This is a genomic window from Peribacillus sp. GL_122 (assembly GCF_057835005.1).
Genome location: NZ_CM174415.1, coordinates 1,091,841 through 1,112,897, shown reverse-complemented (window position 1 = coordinate 1,112,897; position 21,057 = coordinate 1,091,841). Strand labels below are relative to the sequence as shown.

The 21,057-nt window shown below is 43.4% G+C and carries 21 protein-coding genes; 4 read left to right on the top strand and 17 right to left on the bottom strand.

Going from position 1 to position 21,057, the window contains the following annotated elements; genetic code table 11:
• Positions 1–48: 48 nt before the first annotated feature.
• The 13 genes from AC3ISB_RS05335 to AC3ISB_RS05275 form a co-directional block, all read right to left on the bottom strand.
• Positions 49–825: an enoyl-CoA hydratase-related protein gene (locus AC3ISB_RS05335; protein ID WP_141993054.1), complete on the bottom strand. Its 777-nt coding sequence runs from the start codon at positions 823–825 to the stop codon at positions 49–51.
• Positions 826–891: 66 nt separating this feature from the next.
• Positions 892–2,100 (bottom strand): acetyl-CoA C-acyltransferase, encoded by a 1,209-nt coding sequence (locus AC3ISB_RS05330; protein ID WP_141993053.1) that lies wholly within the window; start codon positions 2,098–2,100, stop codon positions 892–894.
• Positions 2,097–2,969: a 3-hydroxyacyl-CoA dehydrogenase gene (locus AC3ISB_RS05325; protein WP_489275760.1), complete on the bottom strand. Its 873-nt coding sequence runs from the start codon at positions 2,967–2,969 to the stop codon at positions 2,097–2,099. Before AC3ISB_RS05325 ends, AC3ISB_RS05330 begins: the two co-directional genes overlap by 4 nt.
• A gap of 120 nt (positions 2,970–3,089) precedes the next feature.
• Positions 3,090–4,607 (bottom strand): aldehyde dehydrogenase family protein, encoded by a 1,518-nt coding sequence (locus tag AC3ISB_RS05320; RefSeq protein WP_141993052.1) that lies wholly within the window; start codon positions 4,605–4,607, stop codon positions 3,090–3,092.
• A gap of 23 nt (positions 4,608–4,630) precedes the next feature.
• Complete coding sequence (locus AC3ISB_RS05315) at positions 4,631–5,404, bottom strand: enoyl-CoA hydratase-related protein (protein WP_489275758.1); 774 nt, start codon at positions 5,402–5,404, stop codon at positions 4,631–4,633.
• Between the two features lie 10 nt (positions 5,405–5,414).
• Positions 5,415–6,191, bottom strand: coding sequence for an enoyl-CoA hydratase/isomerase family protein (locus tag AC3ISB_RS05310; protein WP_098372583.1), 777 nt, complete (start codon positions 6,189–6,191; stop codon positions 5,415–5,417).
• On the bottom strand, positions 6,188–6,493 hold the full coding sequence (locus AC3ISB_RS05305) for an EthD family reductase (RefSeq protein WP_098372584.1): 306 nt from the start codon (positions 6,491–6,493) through the stop codon (positions 6,188–6,190). Before AC3ISB_RS05305 ends, AC3ISB_RS05310 begins: the two co-directional genes overlap by 4 nt.
• Positions 6,494–6,513: 20 nt before the next feature.
• A complete protein-coding gene (paaD, locus tag AC3ISB_RS05300) occupies positions 6,514–7,011 on the bottom strand; it encodes a 1,2-phenylacetyl-CoA epoxidase subunit PaaD (RefSeq protein WP_098372585.1) in 498 nt (165 codons plus the stop codon).
• A gap of 24 nt (positions 7,012–7,035) precedes the next feature.
• Positions 7,036–7,836: a 1,2-phenylacetyl-CoA epoxidase subunit PaaC gene (gene paaC / locus AC3ISB_RS05295; protein ID WP_144526852.1), complete on the bottom strand. Its 801-nt coding sequence runs from the start codon at positions 7,834–7,836 to the stop codon at positions 7,036–7,038.
• The gene (gene paaB / locus AC3ISB_RS05290; RefSeq protein WP_489275754.1) at positions 7,826–8,185 is read right to left on the bottom strand and encodes a 1,2-phenylacetyl-CoA epoxidase subunit PaaB; all 360 of its coding nucleotides are present in this window, start codon (positions 8,183–8,185) and stop codon (positions 7,826–7,828) included. The genes paaC and paaB overlap by 11 nt, the downstream gene beginning before the upstream one ends.
• A 19-nt stretch (positions 8,186–8,204) precedes the next feature.
• Entirely contained in the window at positions 8,205–9,161 is a 957-nt protein-coding gene (gene paaA, locus AC3ISB_RS05285; protein ID WP_489275752.1) for a 1,2-phenylacetyl-CoA epoxidase subunit PaaA, read from the bottom strand.
• 127 nt (positions 9,162–9,288) lie between these two features.
• Positions 9,289–9,519, bottom strand: coding sequence for a ferredoxin (locus AC3ISB_RS05280; protein WP_489275751.1), 231 nt, complete (start codon positions 9,517–9,519; stop codon positions 9,289–9,291).
• Positions 9,520–9,719: 200 nt separating this feature from the next.
• On the bottom strand, positions 9,720–11,048 hold the full coding sequence (locus AC3ISB_RS05275; RefSeq protein ID WP_489275749.1) for a phenylacetate--CoA ligase family protein: 1,329 nt from the start codon (positions 11,046–11,048) through the stop codon (positions 9,720–9,722).
• Between the two features lie 264 nt (positions 11,049–11,312).
• On the opposite strand from AC3ISB_RS05275, the gene AC3ISB_RS05270 reads away from it, so the two are divergent.
• From AC3ISB_RS05270 to AC3ISB_RS05260, 3 genes are read left to right on the top strand one after another with little or no spacing between them, the layout of a single operon-like run.
• A complete protein-coding gene (locus tag AC3ISB_RS05270; RefSeq protein ID WP_141993045.1) occupies positions 11,313–11,666 on the top strand; it encodes a DUF485 domain-containing protein in 354 nt (117 codons plus the stop codon).
• Complete coding sequence (locus AC3ISB_RS05265; protein WP_098372591.1) at positions 11,663–13,213, top strand: solute symporter family protein; 1,551 nt, start codon at positions 11,663–11,665, stop codon at positions 13,211–13,213. Before AC3ISB_RS05270 ends, AC3ISB_RS05265 begins: the two co-directional genes overlap by 4 nt.
• Positions 13,214–13,228: 15 nt before the next feature.
• Positions 13,229–13,678 carry a PaaI family thioesterase gene (locus AC3ISB_RS05260; protein ID WP_098372592.1) on the top strand — a complete coding sequence of 150 codons (450 nt, stop codon included), beginning with the start codon at positions 13,229–13,231 and terminating at the stop codon, positions 13,676–13,678.
• Between the two features lie 164 nt (positions 13,679–13,842).
• On the opposite strand, the gene AC3ISB_RS05255 is transcribed toward AC3ISB_RS05260, so the two are convergent.
• From AC3ISB_RS05255 to AC3ISB_RS05240, 4 genes are all read right to left on the bottom strand, one after another.
• The gene (locus AC3ISB_RS05255; protein ID WP_141993043.1) at positions 13,843–15,222 is read right to left on the bottom strand and encodes an allantoinase; all 1,380 of its coding nucleotides are present in this window, start codon (positions 15,220–15,222) and stop codon (positions 13,843–13,845) included.
• Positions 15,223–15,252: 30 nt separating this feature from the next.
• Positions 15,253–16,515: a pyridoxal-phosphate-dependent aminotransferase family protein gene (locus AC3ISB_RS05250; RefSeq protein ID WP_141993042.1), complete on the bottom strand. Its 1,263-nt coding sequence runs from the start codon at positions 16,513–16,515 to the stop codon at positions 15,253–15,255.
• A 15-nt stretch (positions 16,516–16,530) separates the two neighbouring features.
• Entirely contained in the window at positions 16,531–17,778 is a 1,248-nt protein-coding gene (allC, locus tag AC3ISB_RS05245; RefSeq protein ID WP_480339918.1) for an allantoate deiminase, read from the bottom strand.
• 206 nt (positions 17,779–17,984) lie between these two features.
• The gene (locus AC3ISB_RS05240) at positions 17,985–19,040 is read right to left on the bottom strand and encodes a Rieske 2Fe-2S domain-containing protein (RefSeq protein WP_480339917.1); all 1,056 of its coding nucleotides are present in this window, start codon (positions 19,038–19,040) and stop codon (positions 17,985–17,987) included.
• Positions 19,041–19,328: 288 nt separating this feature from the next.
• Here AC3ISB_RS05240 and AC3ISB_RS05235 point away from each other — a divergent pair, with 288 nt between their 5' ends.
• Positions 19,329–20,945, top strand: coding sequence for a PucR family transcriptional regulator (locus AC3ISB_RS05235; protein WP_489275746.1), 1,617 nt, complete (start codon positions 19,329–19,331; stop codon positions 20,943–20,945).
• The last annotated feature ends 112 nt before the right edge of the window (positions 20,946–21,057 follow it).

Genomic DNA, 21,057 nt, shown 5'->3' with positions numbered 1-21,057 from the left:
ACGGAAGACATAATAATTATTATATCTTTTTAAAAAGAAAGCGCAATATTATTCACCAGTAAATCGTGCTTTTCTCCGTTCACTAAATGCTAGGAGCGCTTCCAATCTGTCTTGAGTAGGGATGGTCAATTCATAGGCCTTTCCCTCTATGGCCATTCCGGTTTGCAAGTCCGTATTCAGTCCTTGATCAATCGCATATTTGGCTTGTTTGACTGCAATCGGCCCATTTTTCATGATATTGGCTGCCAATTCCTCACAGGCTGACATAAGTTGATCCCTTGGCACGACCCTCAAAAGGATCCCTAATTGACATGCCTCTTCTGCAGTCAGTTTTTTAGCGGTGAAGATCAATTCCTTCGCTTTCATTTCCCCAATCAATCTCGGCAGCCGCTGTGTACCGCCTGCCCCAGGAATAATGGCCCAGCTAGTTTCTGTGAGCCCCAAAGAAACACCTTCGGCAGCAATTGCAAAGTCACATGAAAGCAGCCATTCAAATCCTCCCCCCAATGCATATCCATTGACGGCAGCTATCGTTGGCTGCGGAAGCCCTGCGATACTATTAAAAACATCGCGAATCGCTTTAACGTTCCTTCTTACTTCCGCATCATTCAAAGACTTCCTTTCTTTCAAATCCGCTCCCGCACTGAAGGCCTTTTCCCCTGCACCGGTGAAAATGACGACACGGATATCGCCGTCATAATAAACTGCATCGATGACTTCCTGCAGTTCACAAAGTGTCTCATAGTCGAAGCAGTTCAATACGTCGGGCCGATTCACTGTTACATAGCCGATTTGATTTATCACTTTATATATAACCTTGGACATGAGTCTCCTCCCCCTTAAAAAAAATGACCCTTATGCAGATAAATCTAATAAGGGCCGGCCCCACCATCAATCTTTTTCAATATTTTCTATAATGGCTGAAATGCCTTGGCCAACGCCTACACACATCGTCGCAAGACCATAGCGGACATTCCGCTTTTTCATTTCGTGGACGAGCGTTGTTAAAATACGCGCCCCGCTTGCACCGAGCGGATGGCCAAACGCTATTGCCCCGCCGTTGACATTCACTTTCTCCTGATCCAATTTCAATTGGCGGATGCACTCCAAGGATTGGGAAGCGAATGCTTCATTCAATTCCACTAGCCCGATGTCTTCAATGGTCAAGCTTGCCCTCTCCAATGCTTTTTTAGTGGCATGAATCGGGCCAAGGCCCATAATGGACGGTTCTAAGCCCGCTACCGCCCCTACAACATATTTGGCCAGAGGTTTCAATCCAAGCTCCCGTGCCTTTTCTGCACTCATCAAAAGTAATGCCGAGGCTCCATCATTTACACCTGAAGCATTACCGGCCGTTATAGTGCCGTCTTTAAAGATCGGTTTGAGTTTTTCCAACTTTTCGATGGTCGTGTCAGGACGAGGGTGTTCATCCTTCTCGACAATGACTTCATTCCCTTTACGATCCGTATATCGAACAGGTACGATTTCATTAATGAAACGCTCATTTTCCACTGCTTTTTTCGCTTTTTGCTGGCTTTGATACGCGAATTGATCTTGGTCCTCCCTTGAAACCGAAAAACGCCGGGCAACGTTTTCAGCCGTTTGAGGCATCGAATCCGTGCCATACATTTCTTTAAGTTTCTCATTCGTGAAGCGCCATCCGATCGTTGTATCCTGAAGCTCCATTGAACCCCGCGGAAATTCACTCTCAGGTTTGGCCATGACGTACGGCGCCCTTGTCATGCTTTCGGTACCGCCTGCGATATAAATATCGCCTTCACCTACAGCAATGGAGCGTGCAGCATACATGACGGCATCCAGTCCTGATCCACACAAACGATTTATTGTCGTTCCAGCCACGTTCACCGGAAGACCAGCTAAAAGGGCGGACATCCTGGCCACATCGCGATTATCCTCTCCTGCTTGATTTGCATTTCCGAAGATGACATCTTCAATTTGATCTGGCGGCAGCTCTGGATTGCGATCGGTCAGCGCCTTGATTACAATTGCACCGAGGTCATCCGGGCGAACGCTTTTCAAAGCGCCTTTATATCTTCCGATTGGTGTTCTCACAGCATCGATAATCACAACATCCTTCATTTCCTCACCAGCTCGCCATCTTTTGTATAATCGTACACACCTTTACCTGACTTTCTGCCGAGCCTGCCAGCTTTAACATACTGTTCAAGGAGCGGGGCCGGGCGGTATTTCTCACCAAGTTTACTATGTAAGTATTTTAAATTATTCAAACGGGCATCCAATCCCACCAAATCACCTAGCTCAAATGGTCCCATTGGGTAATTCAGCCCTAACTTTATTGCCTTATCGATTTCTTCTGGTGTTCCTAAACCTTCTTGAAGCATATAGAACGCTTCATTACCTACCAAACAGCTGATCCTGCTGGTAACAAACCCAGGGAATTCATTTATGACCACGGTTTCTTTTCCCATTTTTCCGGCTACCTCTTTTATTAAGGCTGCCGTTTCATCGCTGGTTTCTAGACCACGTACAATTTCAACGAGTGGCATCTTTTGTACAGGATTGAAAAAATGCATGGCAATCGTTCTTTCGGGACGCTTTCCATAAGAACCAATTTCCGTAGGGCTCATCGTGGAAGTATTGGTTGCAAAGTAACAGTCTTCTTTTGCATGGACTTCAATCGTTTCGAAGACTGCCCTCTTAATTTCCGCCTTTTCCGGAACTGCCTCTATGATCAAGTCGGCATATGCTGCTGATTCTTTCAAATTGGAAGAATAGGAAAATCTGCTTTTTGCGGCTGCCGCTTCTTCCTGGGTGATTTTTTGGTAGCGCACACCCTTCTCAAAAATGGAATCAATCTCTTTTCTTGCACTTTCCAAAGCATCCTGATTCACACCCACCAGTACTACATTAAAGCCGCCTGTGGCTCCTACATAAGCTATTCCCCTGCCCATGACACCAGATCCGACAACCACTAAATTTCTAATCATTCGTTCATTCCTCCTTCAAAAATAAATAGGGGCTGGCTACGATGAACCAGATCAGCATTCATCCATACCTGAATTACTTTTCCGACATACCGTTCAGCCAGCCGCCTATTTTATGTTTTATTAAATTCCAAAGGGATTTAAGGGACGGCTTCCATGATAGGAAATGATGCTTTTCGTTTCTGTATAAAGATCAAGTGTCTCAATACAAAGTTCCCGGCCGAATCCTGACTGTTTATACCCTCCGAAAGGTGTTCCAGGAAATGCGGAGAATGGGCAATTTACCATGACGATTCCCGCTTCTATTTGATTGGCCACTCTAGTCGCACGCCCGCCATCTTTTGTCCATAGAGCTGAACCTAAACCGAATTCCGTATCATTTGCGAGTCTCACAGCTTCTTTTTCATCTTTGAATTTCATTATGACAACAACCGGTCCGAATATTTCCTCTTTCACTACATCCATTTCATGATTGACATTCGCTATCACCGTCGGCTCATACCAATAACCGTTTTCGAAACCTTCAATTACCGCTGGCTTCCCTCCTGTCAGGATTTTCGCTCCGTCAGTAATGGCAGATTGTACATAATTGTCGATTACATCCAATTGCCCTTGATCTATGACTGCACCGACGTGTGTTTCTTTGTCGAGAGGATTGCCCAATTTCAATTTTTTCGTTTTTTCTACGAATCTGGCAACGAACTCATCATATATGTCTTCGTGAACGTATAAACGGGATCTAGCTTCGCAAGACTGTCCAGTATTGTAGAAAATGCCATATAATGATCCATCGATAGCTGCTTCAAGGTCCGCATCTTCGAAGACAATATTAGGTGACTTACCGCCAAGCTCCAATGTCACCCTTTTTAATGTCTGTGATGCTTTGCCCATGAGATCCCTGCCAATTGGCGTAGAGCCCGTGAAGGCCACCTTATTCACTTTCGGATGCTCGACAAGATAATTCCCTACGTCCGATCCAGGCCCTGGAATGATATTGACCACGCCTGAAGGAACACCAGCTTCTAAACAGATTTCCCCTAATACAATGGCAGTCAGCGGCGTTAACGAAGCTGGCTTGACAATGACTGAACAGCCAACTGCGATTGCAGGTGCAATTTTCCACGCTGCCATCATCATAGGATAATTCCAAGGGATGATTTGAGCACAAACACCTACTGGCTCTTTTTCCGTATAGTTATGGAATTGACCAGGAACATTATTGACAGATCCGCGGTGTGCAACTAAAGCGCCTGCATAAAACTCGAAATCTTCAATTGCCTGCATGACTTGGCCTTGCGCTGCAGAAATGGATTTGCCGCTGTTCAGGACTTCCAATTCAACCAATTCATTGAAGCGTGAACGCATGATTGCAGCAATTTTGTTCAATACACGAGACCGTTTATTGATCGGAGTTTTCTTCCATTTACCATTATCAAATGCTTCACGAGCAGCTTGAACAGCTCTTTCTGCATCTTCCTTAGTGGCTTTTGCAACCTTGGCAATGATTTCACCAGTCGCAGGATTGTACGCATCAATCGTGGATCCATTAGAGCTTTCCACTCTTTCTCCATTAATGATCAGGTGGTAATAATCACGTTTCGTTTCCGCCTTTTCAAATGCTGACTCTTGAACTCTTACCATGTACTCCCACTCCCTTTTCTATATTACTTGCCTATGAATTGAGCCTTCCTTTTTTCAATGAATGCTGCCACACCTTCTGCATAATCCTTCGTTAAGCCAGCGATCCGCTGACCCTCCGCTTCTTCTTTTAAGTATTCTTCCAATGAAAGGTGATAGGATGCCTCTAAGTATCTTTTGATTAAGCCGATTGCTTTCGTTGGTTTGTTTGCGAGATTCTCTGCAAAGGCTTTCAATTCCTCGTCCCATGCTTCCACACTGATCACTTTTGTAGCGATCCCGATATTTTCCGCCTCGCTAGCCGTAACCTTTTCCCCTAATAATGATAATTCCAAGGCTTTCGCATGACCGACAATCCGCGAAAGGTAATACAGATTTCCTGAATCAGGAATCAATCCGATATTGACAAAGGCATTTATAAAACTGGCTTTTTCAGAAACAAGCCGGAAATCGCATGCTAGTGCAAGGCTGAAACCGGCCCCTGCAGCCACCCCATTGACCGCTGCGATGATCGGTTTTTCACAGCTTGCTATTTGCTGCATCATTGGACCGTAATTTTCACGCAGCAATTGACCTAAATTCATGCTATCATCCAAATCCGATAAATCTTGTCCCGAGCAAAAGGCCCTGCCTTCCCCTGTGATGATAATGGCCCGCACTTCATCGGACCCCGCAGATGTTTTGATCGCTTTTTGTATTTCTTTATTCATTTGGGAAGTAAAGGCATTAAGTTTATCAGGACGGTTCAAAGTAAGCCAAGCCACTCCGTTTTCAACCCTATAAGTGATCGTTTCGAACATAGAGCACTCCTTATCCGCCTGTGAATTTAGGCTTTCTTTTTTCAACAAATGCTTTCATTCCTTCTTTTTGGTCTTCTGATGCAAAAAGAATATAGAAGTTCTTTCGTTCAAATTGCATACCCTCATATAAGGAAAGATCAACAGCTTTATTGACGGATTCTTTAATCAGCCTTACAGCTAACGGAGGTTGCTTTGCTATCTTTCTAGCAAAATCAATCGATTCTTCCATTAACAATTCAGGAGCAACGATCTTATTGATGAAACCGTATTGCAAAGCTGTCTTAGCATTGATCCTTTCAGCCGACAATATCCATTCAAGCGCCTTCATTTTGCCTACCAATTTCGTCAGCCTCTGCGTTCCGCCTGCACCAGGCATGACTCCAAGAGTCACTTCCGGAAAGGAAAACTGGGTGTCGCTGGCGGCAATCAAGAAATCGCAGGATAAAGCAAGTTCAAAACCACCACCGAATACAAAACTTTTCACCGCACCAATCACAGGCTTCTTAACTAGGCTAATTCGATCCCAATCGGCAAATTGGTTCGTTAACTCCAGATTAATTGGATTGTCGTTAGCCATTTCGTCAATATCAGCTCCAGCAGAAAATGCTTTTCCATTGCCCGTCAGCAAAATCACCTTCACTTGTGGGTCGAGGTCGAATGCCTCCATGGATGAAACGATTTCCCTGACCATTTTCCTGTTAAGCGCATTCAATTGCTTCGGCCGATTTAAAAAGATATAACCAATGCCGTCCTCGATTGACGTTTCAATGAATTGAAGCGCATTCATTTTATTTCTTCGCCGATCATCATCGTTACAAGTTTCCCCGCAAAGCCCATTAAGTCTTTCCCTGATGCTTTGCCTTCCGGAGAACGCATTCCTTTTTGCAGTGCATCATGGTCTTCATAATACATTTCACATAGAATGTGATACTCAGAGTCTTTGCCCATTGGTGTCCCGACTATTTTAGTGACCTCCATTTTTTGAAGACCAGGAATTTTTTCCGTTATCGGACCATGTACATTGAAGTAGTGCTCATCGAATTCTTCCTTGTTTTCAGGTTGTTTATAAAGGGCGATTAGTTTTACCATTTTAGAAAACCTCCATTTTATTAGATCATTTTTATCATCGGTTTCATCGCTTCGAACGGATTTTTACACGATTTGCAGTATAAAATGCTGCGGCAAGCCGTTGGGCCGAATATATTTTCCATCGTGACATAAGTTGATTCACAATACGGGCAATCCACATGCCATGATCCATCACTTTTCATTTGTCGAGGAGGAGGGGAGATTCCGAAAACCTTCAATCCAGCTTTCCCTTTTTCCGTAATTCGATCGGATGTCCACGAAGGGGAACGTAAAAATTCCACATTTACATTTCTTACGGCAGGCAGCTCTCGAAGGGCTGTTTCCACATTTTTTTGGATGATCGACAATGCCGGGCACCCAAGAAAAGTTGGCAGCATTTTTACCGAAACGTCCTGGCCCGAAACCGTCACGTCTTCAACCATCCCCAAATCCAGGATACTTACTGTATCGATTTCGGGATCTTTAACGTCTTCCAGGAGCTTATAAATTTCTTCTGTGTTTAACTGTATGGTCGACATGGTACCCCTCCCCTTTCCATTGATTCACCATGAAGCTGCTTTATCGGTTGCGTACACTTCACTTAACGTTTCTAGCGCCTTTTCCAAATCTTCCGTATGCTGGCCATTACGACCATCACCTCTTGCCATGCCTATTTCAATAGTTGTTGCTAAGCCTACACTTTCAAAAATTGGGGTGATAGCCTCAATCCATTTTTTCTGTAAGTCAGCTTCGCCTTCTATCAAGCCAAGCTCCACCATTTCCTCTCCATATTGTCCAAGTGAAAATACGCCGGCAAAATCCGGCATTGTTTTCCCAATCGCCGCTTTCATTCTCGAAACCGCTTCCAAGTGACCAGATCCCAGCAATTGGACGAACCATGTTTTCCAGTGCATCAAATGATAGTAAAGTTCCATCTGTACCTTTTGTGCCACCTCAGCAAGCGGTTCATATGAACATGAATGAAGGGATTGAACCTTAATCGCTTTGGCTTGGGTATAAAAATAATTCCGCACTACCGCAAACGCCCAATCATATTCCGGGTCTTTCAAATAGTAACCAGGACCATTGACCAATTCGAGAATGATCGCATTGCGCCGTTCCTTGGCAGGACGGTCGTGAGCCAATTTATCTGCATCGCCTTCACCGAGTTCATCCAGCAATTTATAATATATGGCTGCATGCCCCATCGTGTCTTGAGAAATCGAAGCGGATGCAACATCTTCTTCGATATGCGGTGCGAGTCCAAGCCATTCTGCACCACGGTATGAATGGATGAAGTCATCGTCCGCCAGTTGAAGCAGCAATTCCTTGATTGCGATGTCCTTCAATGATTCATTCCTCATTTTTTACACCTCCACCCCAAGACATTATCTCTTTTTCATCGAGCATTCCCTGCTCATACTTCCGCCATTTTTTTTTTAAATACCCGTATCCTTTTGTGGTCCTGTAATCTTTATTATCAATACGTTGAAGCGTTTTCTTTTCCTCGACCGTCATTTTCCGTATATTCTGTCTTTTTACGACCCAGATATCATCAACCGCTTCACGTCTCATGAAGTTTTCTTGCGCCATCATGATGGCGATATCCTCATTTGGGGCCAGCAGGCTGAAGTGGTATTGAACGGGTGATGATTGCGTTTTACGGCTGAATACTTCAAATTCTTCAAAGTAATTTCCTTGTTTAGTTTCCATATCGTCCTTCCCCCCTCCATTAGATGACCTTTGGCGCCAATGCCTCACGTACCCATTTATTATTTTCATAAGAAATTCTTCGAAGGCTTAAGCGATCCTGCGAACGGGGGCCTTCATTCCTTGCGAACACCTTCAATTTCCCCCAATCGGGTTGTTTGTAAATCCAGGATTCAGATGCTTTATCAAACCTAAGCGTTTCATCGGGAATTCTAAAACCGAGTGAAAGGATCCGCTTCACATATTTAGAAAAAAAGGCTTGTCGAAGCTCTTCATTCGTACTGGTTCTGATTCTGTACTTAATCGTTATATCCTGTTTGGATGTACCCACTTCATTCTTGCTGGGAGGTCCAAAGAAAAGTAATAAAGATTCCCACCAATAATCGATGGAGTCTTGAACCAATTTCCTTTGTTCTTCCGTCCCTTCAGCCAAAGCCATGATTATCGTTTCACCATGTTGGGCGTGAAAAACTTCTTCCGCGCAAATCCTTTGTAACGCCCGGGCATAAGGTCCGTATGAGGCGCCAAGCATGTTCGTCTGGGAAATGATGGCCGCACCATCAACCAGCCAGCCAATCAATCCAGCATCGCCCCAGGATTTGGCTTCCATATGGAAAACATTATGAAACTTTAAATCTCCTTTAAACAAATCTTGCATTAGGTCATCCCGTTTTTTTCCATACGGCTTTAGCAAATCCTCGGCTACCCGAAGTAATAATTGCCCATGCCCCATTTCATCCTGCACCTTTGCCATGATTCCAAGTTTTCTATTTAAGGTCGGGGCTTTAGGCACCCATTCCTTTTCTGGAAGAGCCCCCATGATTTCACTGATTCCATGCATCGATATTAACTTGATTAAAGTGCCCCGGTATTCTTCCGGCATCCAATCATCCGCTTCTATCTTTTCTCCTGCTTCGATTCTGGCAATGAATTGATTGAGCTTTTCTTCTCCTGCCATATCATTTAAAAGAACGTTCATCCAAATCACCTCTTTTTATAATATAACGTTTATATAACGTTATTATATTTTATTGTTATATTCAATGCAAGACTATTCTGTCTTTTTTCATAATAAAAGGAAATTATCAGGGGATTTCACGAATCTTTTAATCCACTAAAACTTTAAAGGGCGAAGTTTCAACTTTAATTGAATCTGTTGGGCAGCCTTCCATTGCATCATCCAGATCATCAAACAAATCTTCCGCGACCTCTGCAGTTCCTTCATTTTCATCCAGGATGACAAATGCCACCCCCTCATCATTGTAATCAAAGATTTCCGGGGCAGCGGCGCCGCAAGCAATGCAAGTTTCTTGATCAACAACTGTATATTTAGCCAAGATGCCCTCCTCCTTCTCTATTTCATGATTGGTTCCATCTCCGCTTCCATTAAGAGATGGAACCATGGTTAACCACGAATGCATCCACTTTATGTATCGCGTTTTCAAACCACTTGTTCGAGTTCTTTTGCTTCACGTATTTCAATCGGTACATAAGCAGTCAAATACTGAACGTCAGAATTATGTTCATGAGCACGGAATTATAAACTAATGACTTCATCCTTCCGCTTATCAACGACACGAATGGCTTTTCCTTCTGAACGTGGTATGCTTTTTGGAATGTTGACAACAACATCCATCGTTACAAGACATGCGGATTTCAAATGATGCTGAATCGTTTTCCTTAATATCTCTACATTCCCATGCGTTAAGTCTTCTTCAATCTCCCTATAGAAACCGCTTTCAATTTCAATATGCAGTTCAACACCGTCCATTTTCCCCTTCTTAACGAGATGAATCTGATAATGAGGCACAATTCCCTCCATTTGGAATAATACACGCTCAATTTCAGAAGGAAATACATTCACTCCCCTGACTATTATCATATCATCCGTTCTGCCTTTAACACGGGACATTCTAGTTGTGGTCCGCCCGCATTTACACGGTTCATGGGTAATTGAGGCGATATCACCCGTCCGATAACGAATGATTGGCAGCGCTTCCTTTGTAAGGCTGGTAAAGACAAGTTCCCCATCTTCGCCGTCCTCCACTGGTTCAAGCGTGTCCGGGTTAATGACCTCGACAAGAAAATGGTCTTCTGCGATATGCAATCCATCCTGTGCTTCATGGCATTCTATTGCGACTCCGGGCCCCATGATTTCACTTAGTCCGTAAATATCAATGGCTTTCAAATTCAGTTTTCTCTCAAGTGTTGCCCTCATTTCCTCTGACCATGGCTCAGCTCCGAAAATCCCATACTCAAGCCCATTATCTGCAGGATTAATTCCCATCTCTTCCATCTTTTCGGCGATATTCAAAATATAAGTAGGGGTTCCACAAATACCGCGCGGTTTAAAATCATTGATGATGGTAATCTGCCGATCGGTATTCCCCCCTGAAATGGGCACTGTCGCAACTCCTAGCTTTTCTGCACCGCAATGCAAACCAAGGCCCCCTGTAAACAGACCATATCCATATGCGTTATGGAAAATATCTGACTTGCGACCTCCTGCTGCTACAATTCCACGTGCGACGATTGTTGCCCAGTTTTCCAAATCATTTTTCGTATACCCGACAATTGTAGGCTTTCCGCTTGTTCCGGATGAACCATGAATTCGTGTGACATCCTCCATCGGAACGGCGAATAAACCGAATGGATACTGATCACGAAGAGTCTGTTTTTTTGTAAAGGGAAGCTTTATTACATCGTTTAGGGTTTGTATATCTTCTGGTCCCAGGCCCATCTCCCTAAATTTTTCTCTGTAATAAGGTACATTTTCATATACATGGCTTATCGTTTTTTTTAGGCGAGCCAATTGTAAACTTTCCATTTCAGCACGCGAAGCCGTTTCAATTTCCTGATTGTACATTGTTTCAGTCCCCCTCAATTTTACTATTGTCCCACCTGACATACATAACGATAATAAAACGGAGATTAAATTATTGTTATGATTTATTTCAAGATTAATACGTCATTTCTACGTTGTCAATAATGTTTTTTAATTCAGAAAAATGACCGAACAAACAAAAATATTAATTTACTAAATTTTCAGACTATGTTAATTTTAACAATGATATATCATTTTATCAAACATTCGTTTTAAAAACGTACTACAACAAAAAGGGGGCTTATTATGGAATCAACAGCTAAAACTGGGCATTCACCATCAGGTCATGACAGCGGAAATAAGTATCGTCAATTAATTGAAACGGAAGAATTCAAGTATTTGCTTCAAAAGAAAAAAGCTTTCATAGTACCTGTCACTCTCTTCTTTCTTACTTTTTATTTTGTTCTGCCTATTTTAGCTGCTTATAGTGAAGTATTGAAAGGTGAAGCATTTTTTAATATTACTTGGGCGTGGGTATATGCACTTCTCCAATTTGCCGTCGTATGGTTAGGAGGAATTGTCTATATCAAAAAAGCGGCGAAGTACGACAAACTGGCTAAAAATATCTTAAAAAAATATGAGAAGGAGCTTGGCGAATGAGCATTTTATCCCTCACACTATTTTTGGGCATCATTTTGTTAACGCTTACAATAACCTATTACTCTTCTAAGAAAACGAAAAATGCCAGTGACTTTTATACTGCCGGCGGCGGATTGACAGCATGGCAAAACGGATTGGCCGTAGCAGGTGACTTTATGTCAGCCGCTTCTTTCCTGGGAATTACAGGTGCAATCGCACTGATTGGTTTCGATGGCTTTTACATGAGCATCGGGAACCTTGTTGCCTTTCTTGTCTTATTGTACCTTGTGTCGGAACCACTTCGCAATCTAGGTAAGTTTACGCTGGCAGACATGATTTCAGCACGCTTCAAATCAAAAAAAGTGCGAGGGATAGCTGCCGCCAATACACTTGTCATTTCAATCTTTTACATGATTGCACAACTTGTTGGTGCAGGGGGATTAATTAAACTGCTGCTCGGCATCGATTATTGGCTATCCGTCCTACTTGTCGGTGTACTGATGACGATTTATGTAATTTTCGGCGGGATGAGAGCGACAAGCTGGGTGCAGATCACCAAAGCGGTTCTCTTACTAGGCGGTTCCGCTGTGCTGACGTTCATCGTATTTTCCCGTTTTAATTTCAACATTTCAGAGATGTTCCATCATGTCCAAACTGCAACACCACTCGGAAAGGAATTTTTGAATCCTGGAAATAAATACACCGATGGACTCGACATGATTTCATTTAATATGTCGCTTGTCCTTGGAGCAGCAGGCCTTCCGCATTTACTCGTCCGCTTCTTTACAGTAAAGGACGCAGCTACCGCAAGGAAATCCGTCGTATATTCCACATGGTTTATAGGGATATTTTTCATCATGACGATTTTCCTTGGTTTCGGTGCTGCATCTTTCGTCGGTTTTGAGCGGATCGTCGCTGCAAACTCGGCTGGAAACATGGCCGCGCCCCTTCTTGCATTAACCATGGGCGGTGAATTTTTATTCGCATTCGTTTCTGCTGTGGCATTTGCCACGATTTTAGCGGTTGTATCCGGTCTTGTTTTAACGTCGGCATCCGCTTTTGCACATGATATATACGGTGAAATCATCAAGGAAGGAAAGATTACGGAAAAACAGCAAATACTCGTCGCCCGAATGGCTTCAGTCGGCGTAGCTGTCATTTCAATTTTACTCGCTTTATTTGCACAATCAATGAATGTCGCTTTTCTTTCAGTCCTTGCGCTTGGAATTGCTGCAAGTGCCAATTTACCGATCATCCTTTGCACAATATATTGGAAACGCTTCAACGCAACCGGAGCGATCACAGGAATGTTATTCGGGTTACTCAGTTCCATCATACTGGTCATGCTCAGTCCCAATGTATGGAACCCGGAACCTGGAATGGGTATTTTCACAGGCAATCCCCTCTTCACGATGAGTAACCCGACCATTTTCACCGTACCGCTTGGCTTTATTGGAGCCTACTTAGGTACAATCTTGTCAAAGACAAAAGATGAGGAAAACAGTTTTCCTGAAGTACTGTTCAAATCTAACACCGGATATGGGATAAGTTCAGCAAAAGACCATTAAAAAAGGGGGATTTCCATGACCACACATTTAGATCAGGATATTCACGAATTGCATTATGACCAAATCAAACAAGTACTGGTCGACGAACCATATGCTTCTTTTCTCGGGATGAGATTGACGAAACTCGGTCCCGGCACAGCGGAAGCAGAATTGACTCCAAGTGACCATATGCTCAATGCACATGGAACGGTTCACGGTGCCATTATCTTTTCACTTGCTGATTATGTGTTCGCAGCAGCCAGCAATTCATATGGCAAAATAGCGGTTGGCGTTTCAAATAACATCAACTTCTTATCAGCTGGCAAACGTGGTGAGACTTTAACCGCTAGAGCGAAAGAGATAAAGAAAAACCATAAACTGGCATGGTATAAAATAGACGTGTTAAATGAAAGGGAATTGATCGCTACCATGGAAGCGATGGTATTCAGGAAAAATCAATATTTCGTCGACAAAGTTGAAAAGTAACGTTTGAAACCGGACAAGCAATCCACTTGTCCGGTTTCTTTTCCCCTTGATTTACATATGATACATACGCAGAGCTGATAAAAAGGGGGGATTCCCGATTCGGAATCCCCCTCCCTTATAATGAATTCAATTGCCCCGAACCTTTTTTTTGCAAAGCCTTCTCCCTAGTTATTGACCGTAATACTGGAATCTATCACTTTTAACCACTCCCCACGCTCCCCTTCACTTATTACATCAGTCTGATAAACTATTTTCCCTTTATTAATGGTACCCGTGATTTGGCAAGGAAAGATATGGCCCATATAAACGCTATGCTTATGTTTCGCAAAAAAATTCGATTCCGAAACTTCATGCGTCCCATTAAGGGAAACGATAGCAAGGTCCGCATCCATCCCCTCCTTAATTTGTCCTTTCCTAGAAGAGAGACCGAACCTTTTTGCCGGGGCTGAAGCTGTCCACTCAGCGACTTTATGAAGCGGGATACCGTGTAAAACTGCCAATTCTATCATCGACAGCAGCGAAAATTGCCCCCCGCTTATTCCGCCCCACGCTTCAAAAATATTATGTATGGCAGGATCTTTCAGCTCATAAGGGCATGGTGAATGGTCGGAAGAAATCATATCGAATTTCCCCTCCATTAAACAGGTAATCAATCTTTCTTGTTCTTCTCTTCCCCTTAGCGGGGGAGCACATTTTGCAACCGCACCTTTTTCTATTAAATCATCCTGATTGAATAATAAATAATGCGGACACGTCTCAACCGTCACATCCAGCCCCTTTTGTTTTGCCGATTGAATTTTTTCGATGGCCAAGGCACTGCTAATATGGACAAAGTGCAGCGGACAGCCTGTTAACTCTGCATATGTAATGGCACGCCCCACAGCCTCCGCTTCCGCTTGCACAGGTCTTGTAGCTGCATAATCATTCGCACTGAATAGTCCATTCTGCTCTTTTTCCTGCTTAAACCACTGAGTGATCGGATCACTTTCCGCATGAAGTGCCAAGACCTTGCCCAATTCTGCAATTTTCTTCATTCCATGTAAAAGGGTGAAATCATCCGCTCGCTCAAACTCTTCATTCCCCGTCGCTGAGAGAAAAGCTTTAAATCCAATGACTCCGGATTTGGCGAGATCCTCTAAATCATTGATATTTCCCGGGACCAATCCTCCCCATAATCCAAAGTCTATAACTGACTTCATCTCACCGATCTTGCCCTTTTCAAGGAGAGCCTTTCGATCTACGGTTGAAGGGATTCCATTCAACGGCATATCGAAATATGTGGTGCAGCCTCCCGCTGCCATCATTTGCGATCCTGTTTCAAAGCCTTCCCAATGTGCGCGGCCAGGTTCGCTAAAATGCACATGGACATCAATCATACCAGGAAAGATATGCTGGCCACCCGCCTCATATTCTACATCCGCTTTATCATCCAGACGATCCCCGACCTTAACAATCACCCCATCTTGGATGGCAAGATCAGCTTTCTTCACTTCATCAGGAAAAACTACATATCCATTGCGGATAATAAAATCATATATAGACACACGGACCACTCCTCCAATATATTTTTATAATCAAAGAGATTCCCTTGATGCAAGCACTTTCTCCGTCTTTCCCACATACACATCAAGTGCAGCCTGCAAAGCCTCTCCCCGGTTAACTTGGAACCCCTGGCGCAAAAGGACAGCTTCCAAGGAGGCCAATACAAAGAGGATGTTTTCTTTCCTACAACTGAATCCCATGGTCCCAATTCTCCAAATTTTTCCGTGAAGCGGACCAAATGAGGACGCGATCTCGATACTGAATTCATTCAACAGCATGGCTCTTACAGCTTCACCGTCGATTCCTTTTGGAATTTCGATGCAGGTTACACATGGAAGTTTGTTTTTCCCATCCCCAAATAACGTTAGCCCCATCGCCTTGATCCCTTCAACAAGAGCAGCTTCGTGAAGTTCATGGCGGGCAAAGCGCGTTTCCAGACCTTCTTCAAGCACAAGACGCAATCCTTCACGTAACGCATAAATCATGGAAGTCGCTTCTGTATGGTGATTCAAACGGCGCGGCCCCCAATAATCCTGCAGCATGCTTAAATCGAAATAATTACTGGTGATCGGACGGCGGACCGAAACCTTTTGGTTGTCTTCATCCGTCGCAATGCCACGTTCCACCTTTTTGCGGGACTGGATGATTTCTTCTATTCGCTCGTTATACGTAATCGGTGCCATACCCGAAGGAACGGACAAGCACTTTTGTGTCCCGCCTATCAATCCATCAATACACCATTCATCCACCTTTACATCGGTGCCCCCGATGGAGGCAACCGCATCCACCACAAGCAGGACACCCAATTCACGGCAGGCCAACCCGATTTCCTTCAAAGGCTGCATACAACCAGTGGAAGTTTCCCCATGGACGATCGCTGTAATTTTAGGGGAGACCTTCTTGATTTCCGCGATGACAGCTTGCGGTTCGAACACCTCTCCCCAAGGACATTCCATCGTATGGACTTCAGCTCCGTATCGCTCACAAATTTCCACCAACAAGTGACCGAATCTTCCGAATATAGGAACCAGAACCTTATCCCCTGGCTCAATGATGCTGCATAGAATCGCTTCATTACCCGATCTTGAGGTGCCATCTATCGGGAACGCCCATTTATTTTTCGTTTGAAAAACCAAACGAAGCATTTCCATCACTTCATTCATGATAGTAGTGAATGCAGGATCGAATTGCCCTAATATCGGTGTGCTCATCGCCCTTAAGACACGCGGGTCCACTTCGACCGGGCCTGGTGTCATGATCGTTCTCATCGGTGCATTCAATTCTGAATATGCCATTTTAACCAACTCCTTTTAATAGGCTAATTTATATAGTATTTCACTTAAAACGTCGATTCCCTTTTCCATATCCGCAACACTCGTAAACTCCTTAGGCGAATGGCTGATCCCCCCCTTACTTGGAACGAACAGCAAGCAAGTCGGACAATATGAACCAAACACCTGTGCATCATGCCCGGCTCCGCTGACCATATCTTGGTAAGGTATATTTTTATCTTCAGCTATCTTTCGGACAAGGCGATTCATTTCCCGATCCATTGCGACAGGTTTGACATCCATCCATTGTGAAACCTCCAGCTTCATTTCACCTTCTTTTGCCAAGGAATCGAAAGTCGAAAAGATTTCCTGACAAAACCTTTCAAGAACCACTTCCTCGTAGTGCCTGATATCGAGACTGAACTCCACCTCACCAGCAATGACATTCGGGACATTAGGTTTAACATCCATTCTGCCAACCGTCGCAACTAAACCCGGGTCCATGTCCCTCGCTTTTTTCGTTAAAAAAGAAATGAATTCAGAAGCAAAACCGACTGCATCCTTCCTGTATGACATGGGAGTGGTGCCCGCATGATCACTCTCACCAATGATTTTCACCGTATAACGGCGCTGCCCGACAATATGGCTGACGACCCCAATCGTATTCCCGTTCTTTTCAAGCACCATCCCCTGTTCTATATGAATTTCGACAAACCGTTCAATGTCATCGCGGACCGGGGTTATATAGGCTTCAGGTTCAAACCCTGATTTTTTCATGGCTTCCAAAAAAGGAATTCCTTCAGTATCCTTTAAATCCCTGACATGCTCAAGACCATAGACTCCTTTAATATTCCTCGATCCCCAAAACGTTAAAGGAAATCTGCTTCCTTCCTCCTCACAAAAGGAAACGACTTCAATCGTCTTCCGCGGCTGCCCATAGGCTTTATACAACCTCTTAACTGCCAGGAAACTAGCGACGACCCCATATGCACCGTCATATTTCCCTCCATCCTTGACCGTGTCTATATGAGAGCCGGTCAGAATGGTTTCACCGGAGGGGCCCGTTCCCTCAAGCCTGCCAAACAAGTTGCCTACACTATCAAAATATGTAATAAGGTTTTCTTTTTCCATTTCAGCTTTCATTGCCTGCTGAGCGCTCATCCATTCCTTGGAATATAATAACCGGGTCACCCCATCACTCTCCGTTGCCCCGAAAGATGCTAACCATTCAATCATCGAAGCAACTTCGTCCTTTTCGTTTATGGACTTTTCGATTTGAATGCCCATCCCATAGCCTCCCTTCCAATATCCATTCATGTTATGAATATTCACAAATTTATGTTATCTATTATTTTACTTGCTTTCACCTATAACTTCATTGACATTTTTGTTAGTATTTTGGTGTTATTTTGTGCAAAATAACCAAAGAAAACCTAACCAATTATGCATGCAAAAAAAGAGGGTGCCCTTTTAACAGGGGCACCCTCTTTTCCTCAACTTGTATAATTCGCACCTAAGCCCAATTCCCTCAAAAGCTGACGATAAGCGATCGACGTCTTATCTGCCGCGATATGCGCTTCCGCTTGCAAATCGAGTGGCAGCTCCTCTGGCTTTTGATTTTCCACCATTTCCTTATCTTCATTGAAAATCTGCAAATTGAATGCATAGGTATCTTCAATCGGGACATCTAAATCAAAGTTACGGGCCATCGGCGAAAACATTCTTGTCTTTCGTGCCGAAACCGGACTGGCACAGTTCAGGATATGAAGTTTTCCATCCCGCGGGAAATGGACGGTAAGCCTGGCCGCCAGCGGTGGATAGATATCAAAAACTCGCAGCCATTCAAAGTCGGCAGGTTCTAAATGCTGCATGCCTTTTCCGTAATTACTGACGGAACTTAAGTATTCCACATGCAGGCCATATTCCGTTTTTTCCACCTTATAGCTAGGAACGATAGGATTATTGCGATCAGCGAAGCTTTCCGAATGAACCCAAGCAAAGTGGGACACATCCAAAAATCCTTCCATCTGCCGGCCGGCTGACCCTGCAATGTCTATGGATGGCGGCAGGATGTTCAAATATTCCTCATCATCCCAGGCAGGCAACTTCGGAATATCCTCTTTATCGCTCGCAATCGATGTCCAAACCAAACCGTAGCGTTCTGCCGTGGGATAAATATTAATGCAAAGACGCGGGGATATTTTAGCATTGGGATGCGCAGGTATCCCCGTACAATTTCCTTCCGGGCCATATCTGAATCCGTGGTAAGGGCATACGATTTCATCACCTTCCACCCACCCCATGCTTAATGGCACACCGCGATGCAGACAAAGGTCCCTTGCAACGATAATCTTCCCATTGGCCCGATAAAGGACGAGGTGCACATCCAGAAGTTTAATGCCTATCGGTTTTTCCGACACCTCTTCCACTGCAGCTACAGGAAACCAAAATTGCGATAATACATCCCAGTCCTCTTTGCTGAATGTGCATTCTTTCGGAAACGGCGTCACTCTTTTTTTCTTACTGGAAGTAACTGTGCCTTCACTCATTTTATCGTCTCCCTTATCCTCACGTTAATTTTTATAAACATTAACAAAATTCAGATAACTTGTCACTAATCATGTAATGAAATCTAACACACAAATACTTTTTATTTTTCCTAACAACACAAACAAAGTAATTTGTAGGATATGCCAAAGGATTTGTATGATATGATAATGAAAATCCGCAAAGCATGGTAGTAACATCAGTAACCGCACTAAATAATTCCCTGGATTCATACACAGCTTTATAAAATCACACTCAATACTCTAATTTTCCAAAATGAGGTGTTTCAGATGAAAGTTACTGAACTTTTAACATTGCCCGCATTAACCGGCATGCATTTAATAGCCGGAGGAACAGGAATCGAACGGGAAGTCCAAACAGTCAATATGATGGACGCTCCGGATATCATCAACTTTTTAAAACCAAATGAATTCCTTGTAACAACGGCTTATCACGTAAAGGACAAGCCACACCACTTGTCATCACTCGTCGAAGCGATGGCAAACCAAGGCTGCGCCGCCCTAGGGATAAAGACAAGAAGATACCTAAAAGAAATACCCGAGGACGTACTGGTTCTAGCCAATGATTTATCCTTTCCAATCATTGAACTCCCTGCAGAATTGTCACTCGGGGAAATCATCAACCATACATTACGGGGGATTTTGGATCAACGTGCAGCGGAATTGACATTTGCCATGGAAACACATAAACAATTCACAAACTTAATCATGCGGGGAAAAGGGATTCAAAAGCTGCTTGATCATTTATCGGATATGATCGGATACCCCATCTTATTAGTTGATCAGTACCTAAAACCGATTTTCCATCCAATCTCACAATCCGGAATTATTCCAATAATCAAAAAAATGAGTGAAGAGGGATTCCGATTCCATAAAACCAAAACTTCATTCTTTTCATTTTCATCCCTTTCAAATAAACAACCCTATACCGTATTCCCCATTTATATGAATGAAGAAAAATTTGGTTATTTGACGATATCAGGAGAAATCAAGACTAGCGATAACCTCATAACATTGACGATAGAACAGGCAACTAATGTCATTTCTTTTGCCTTGTTGAAAGAACATGCCCTTAAACAGCATGATCGGAATATCCGAAATGATTTCTTCCTTCATTTTCTGGATGGCAGTTTCACCTCCCAAGAGGAAATCATAAATCGAGCAAAAGAGTTTTCCTTACACAATGAACAAACCTATATATGTGCAGTCGGAAGGATCGATGAACCCGAATCGGACATAAGTTACACACAGCTGCAACGAAGGGCTGATTCGATATACGAGTTTTTGGACGATGAACTTTACCTATCACCTAATCCCATTCACCTTTTTACAAAAGGCAAGAAATGCATTCTTTTATATGAAGTGAATGAAGTCTCTTCTGATGTTCTCCAAACTGTCGAAACCTCGCTAAAATCATTGCAAAGGATAACAACCAGCCAGTTCGGCTGCACGATTTCTTTCGGAGTGAGCCATATGAGCCAGAGTTTTTTACAGACCAAGAACGCTTACAAAGAAGCGAACGACTCCCTTCTCGAAGGAGGTCTTTCGAAAAGGACCGAATACATCCAAATATTCCGGACGAAGGATATTATGGAATTATTGAGAATCATTCCAGAAGAAGACCTCATGAATTTTTACCATTTTGCACTACAGGGATTTTCAAAGATTTTCACCGAGGAGGAGCAATCCTTATTACAGACATTATCTGTCTATCTCGAAACACATTGCCAAATATCCGAAACTGCCAAAAGACTATTCGTACATCGGAACACCGTTGTATACAGACTCGAGAAATGCGAAGAGCTACTAGGCAAGAGCCTAAAAGATTCAGAGGCCACACTCCAGATTCGACTTGCCCTTCGCATTAAATCCTTACTTAATTTATAAAACCACAAACCTCCCTTCACTTTATGCAAGTTGTCTATATCCACATCCTAAAATTGTCTAATCTAACTAATGACAATTTTCTGATTTTTCATTATGATGATATTAATCATAA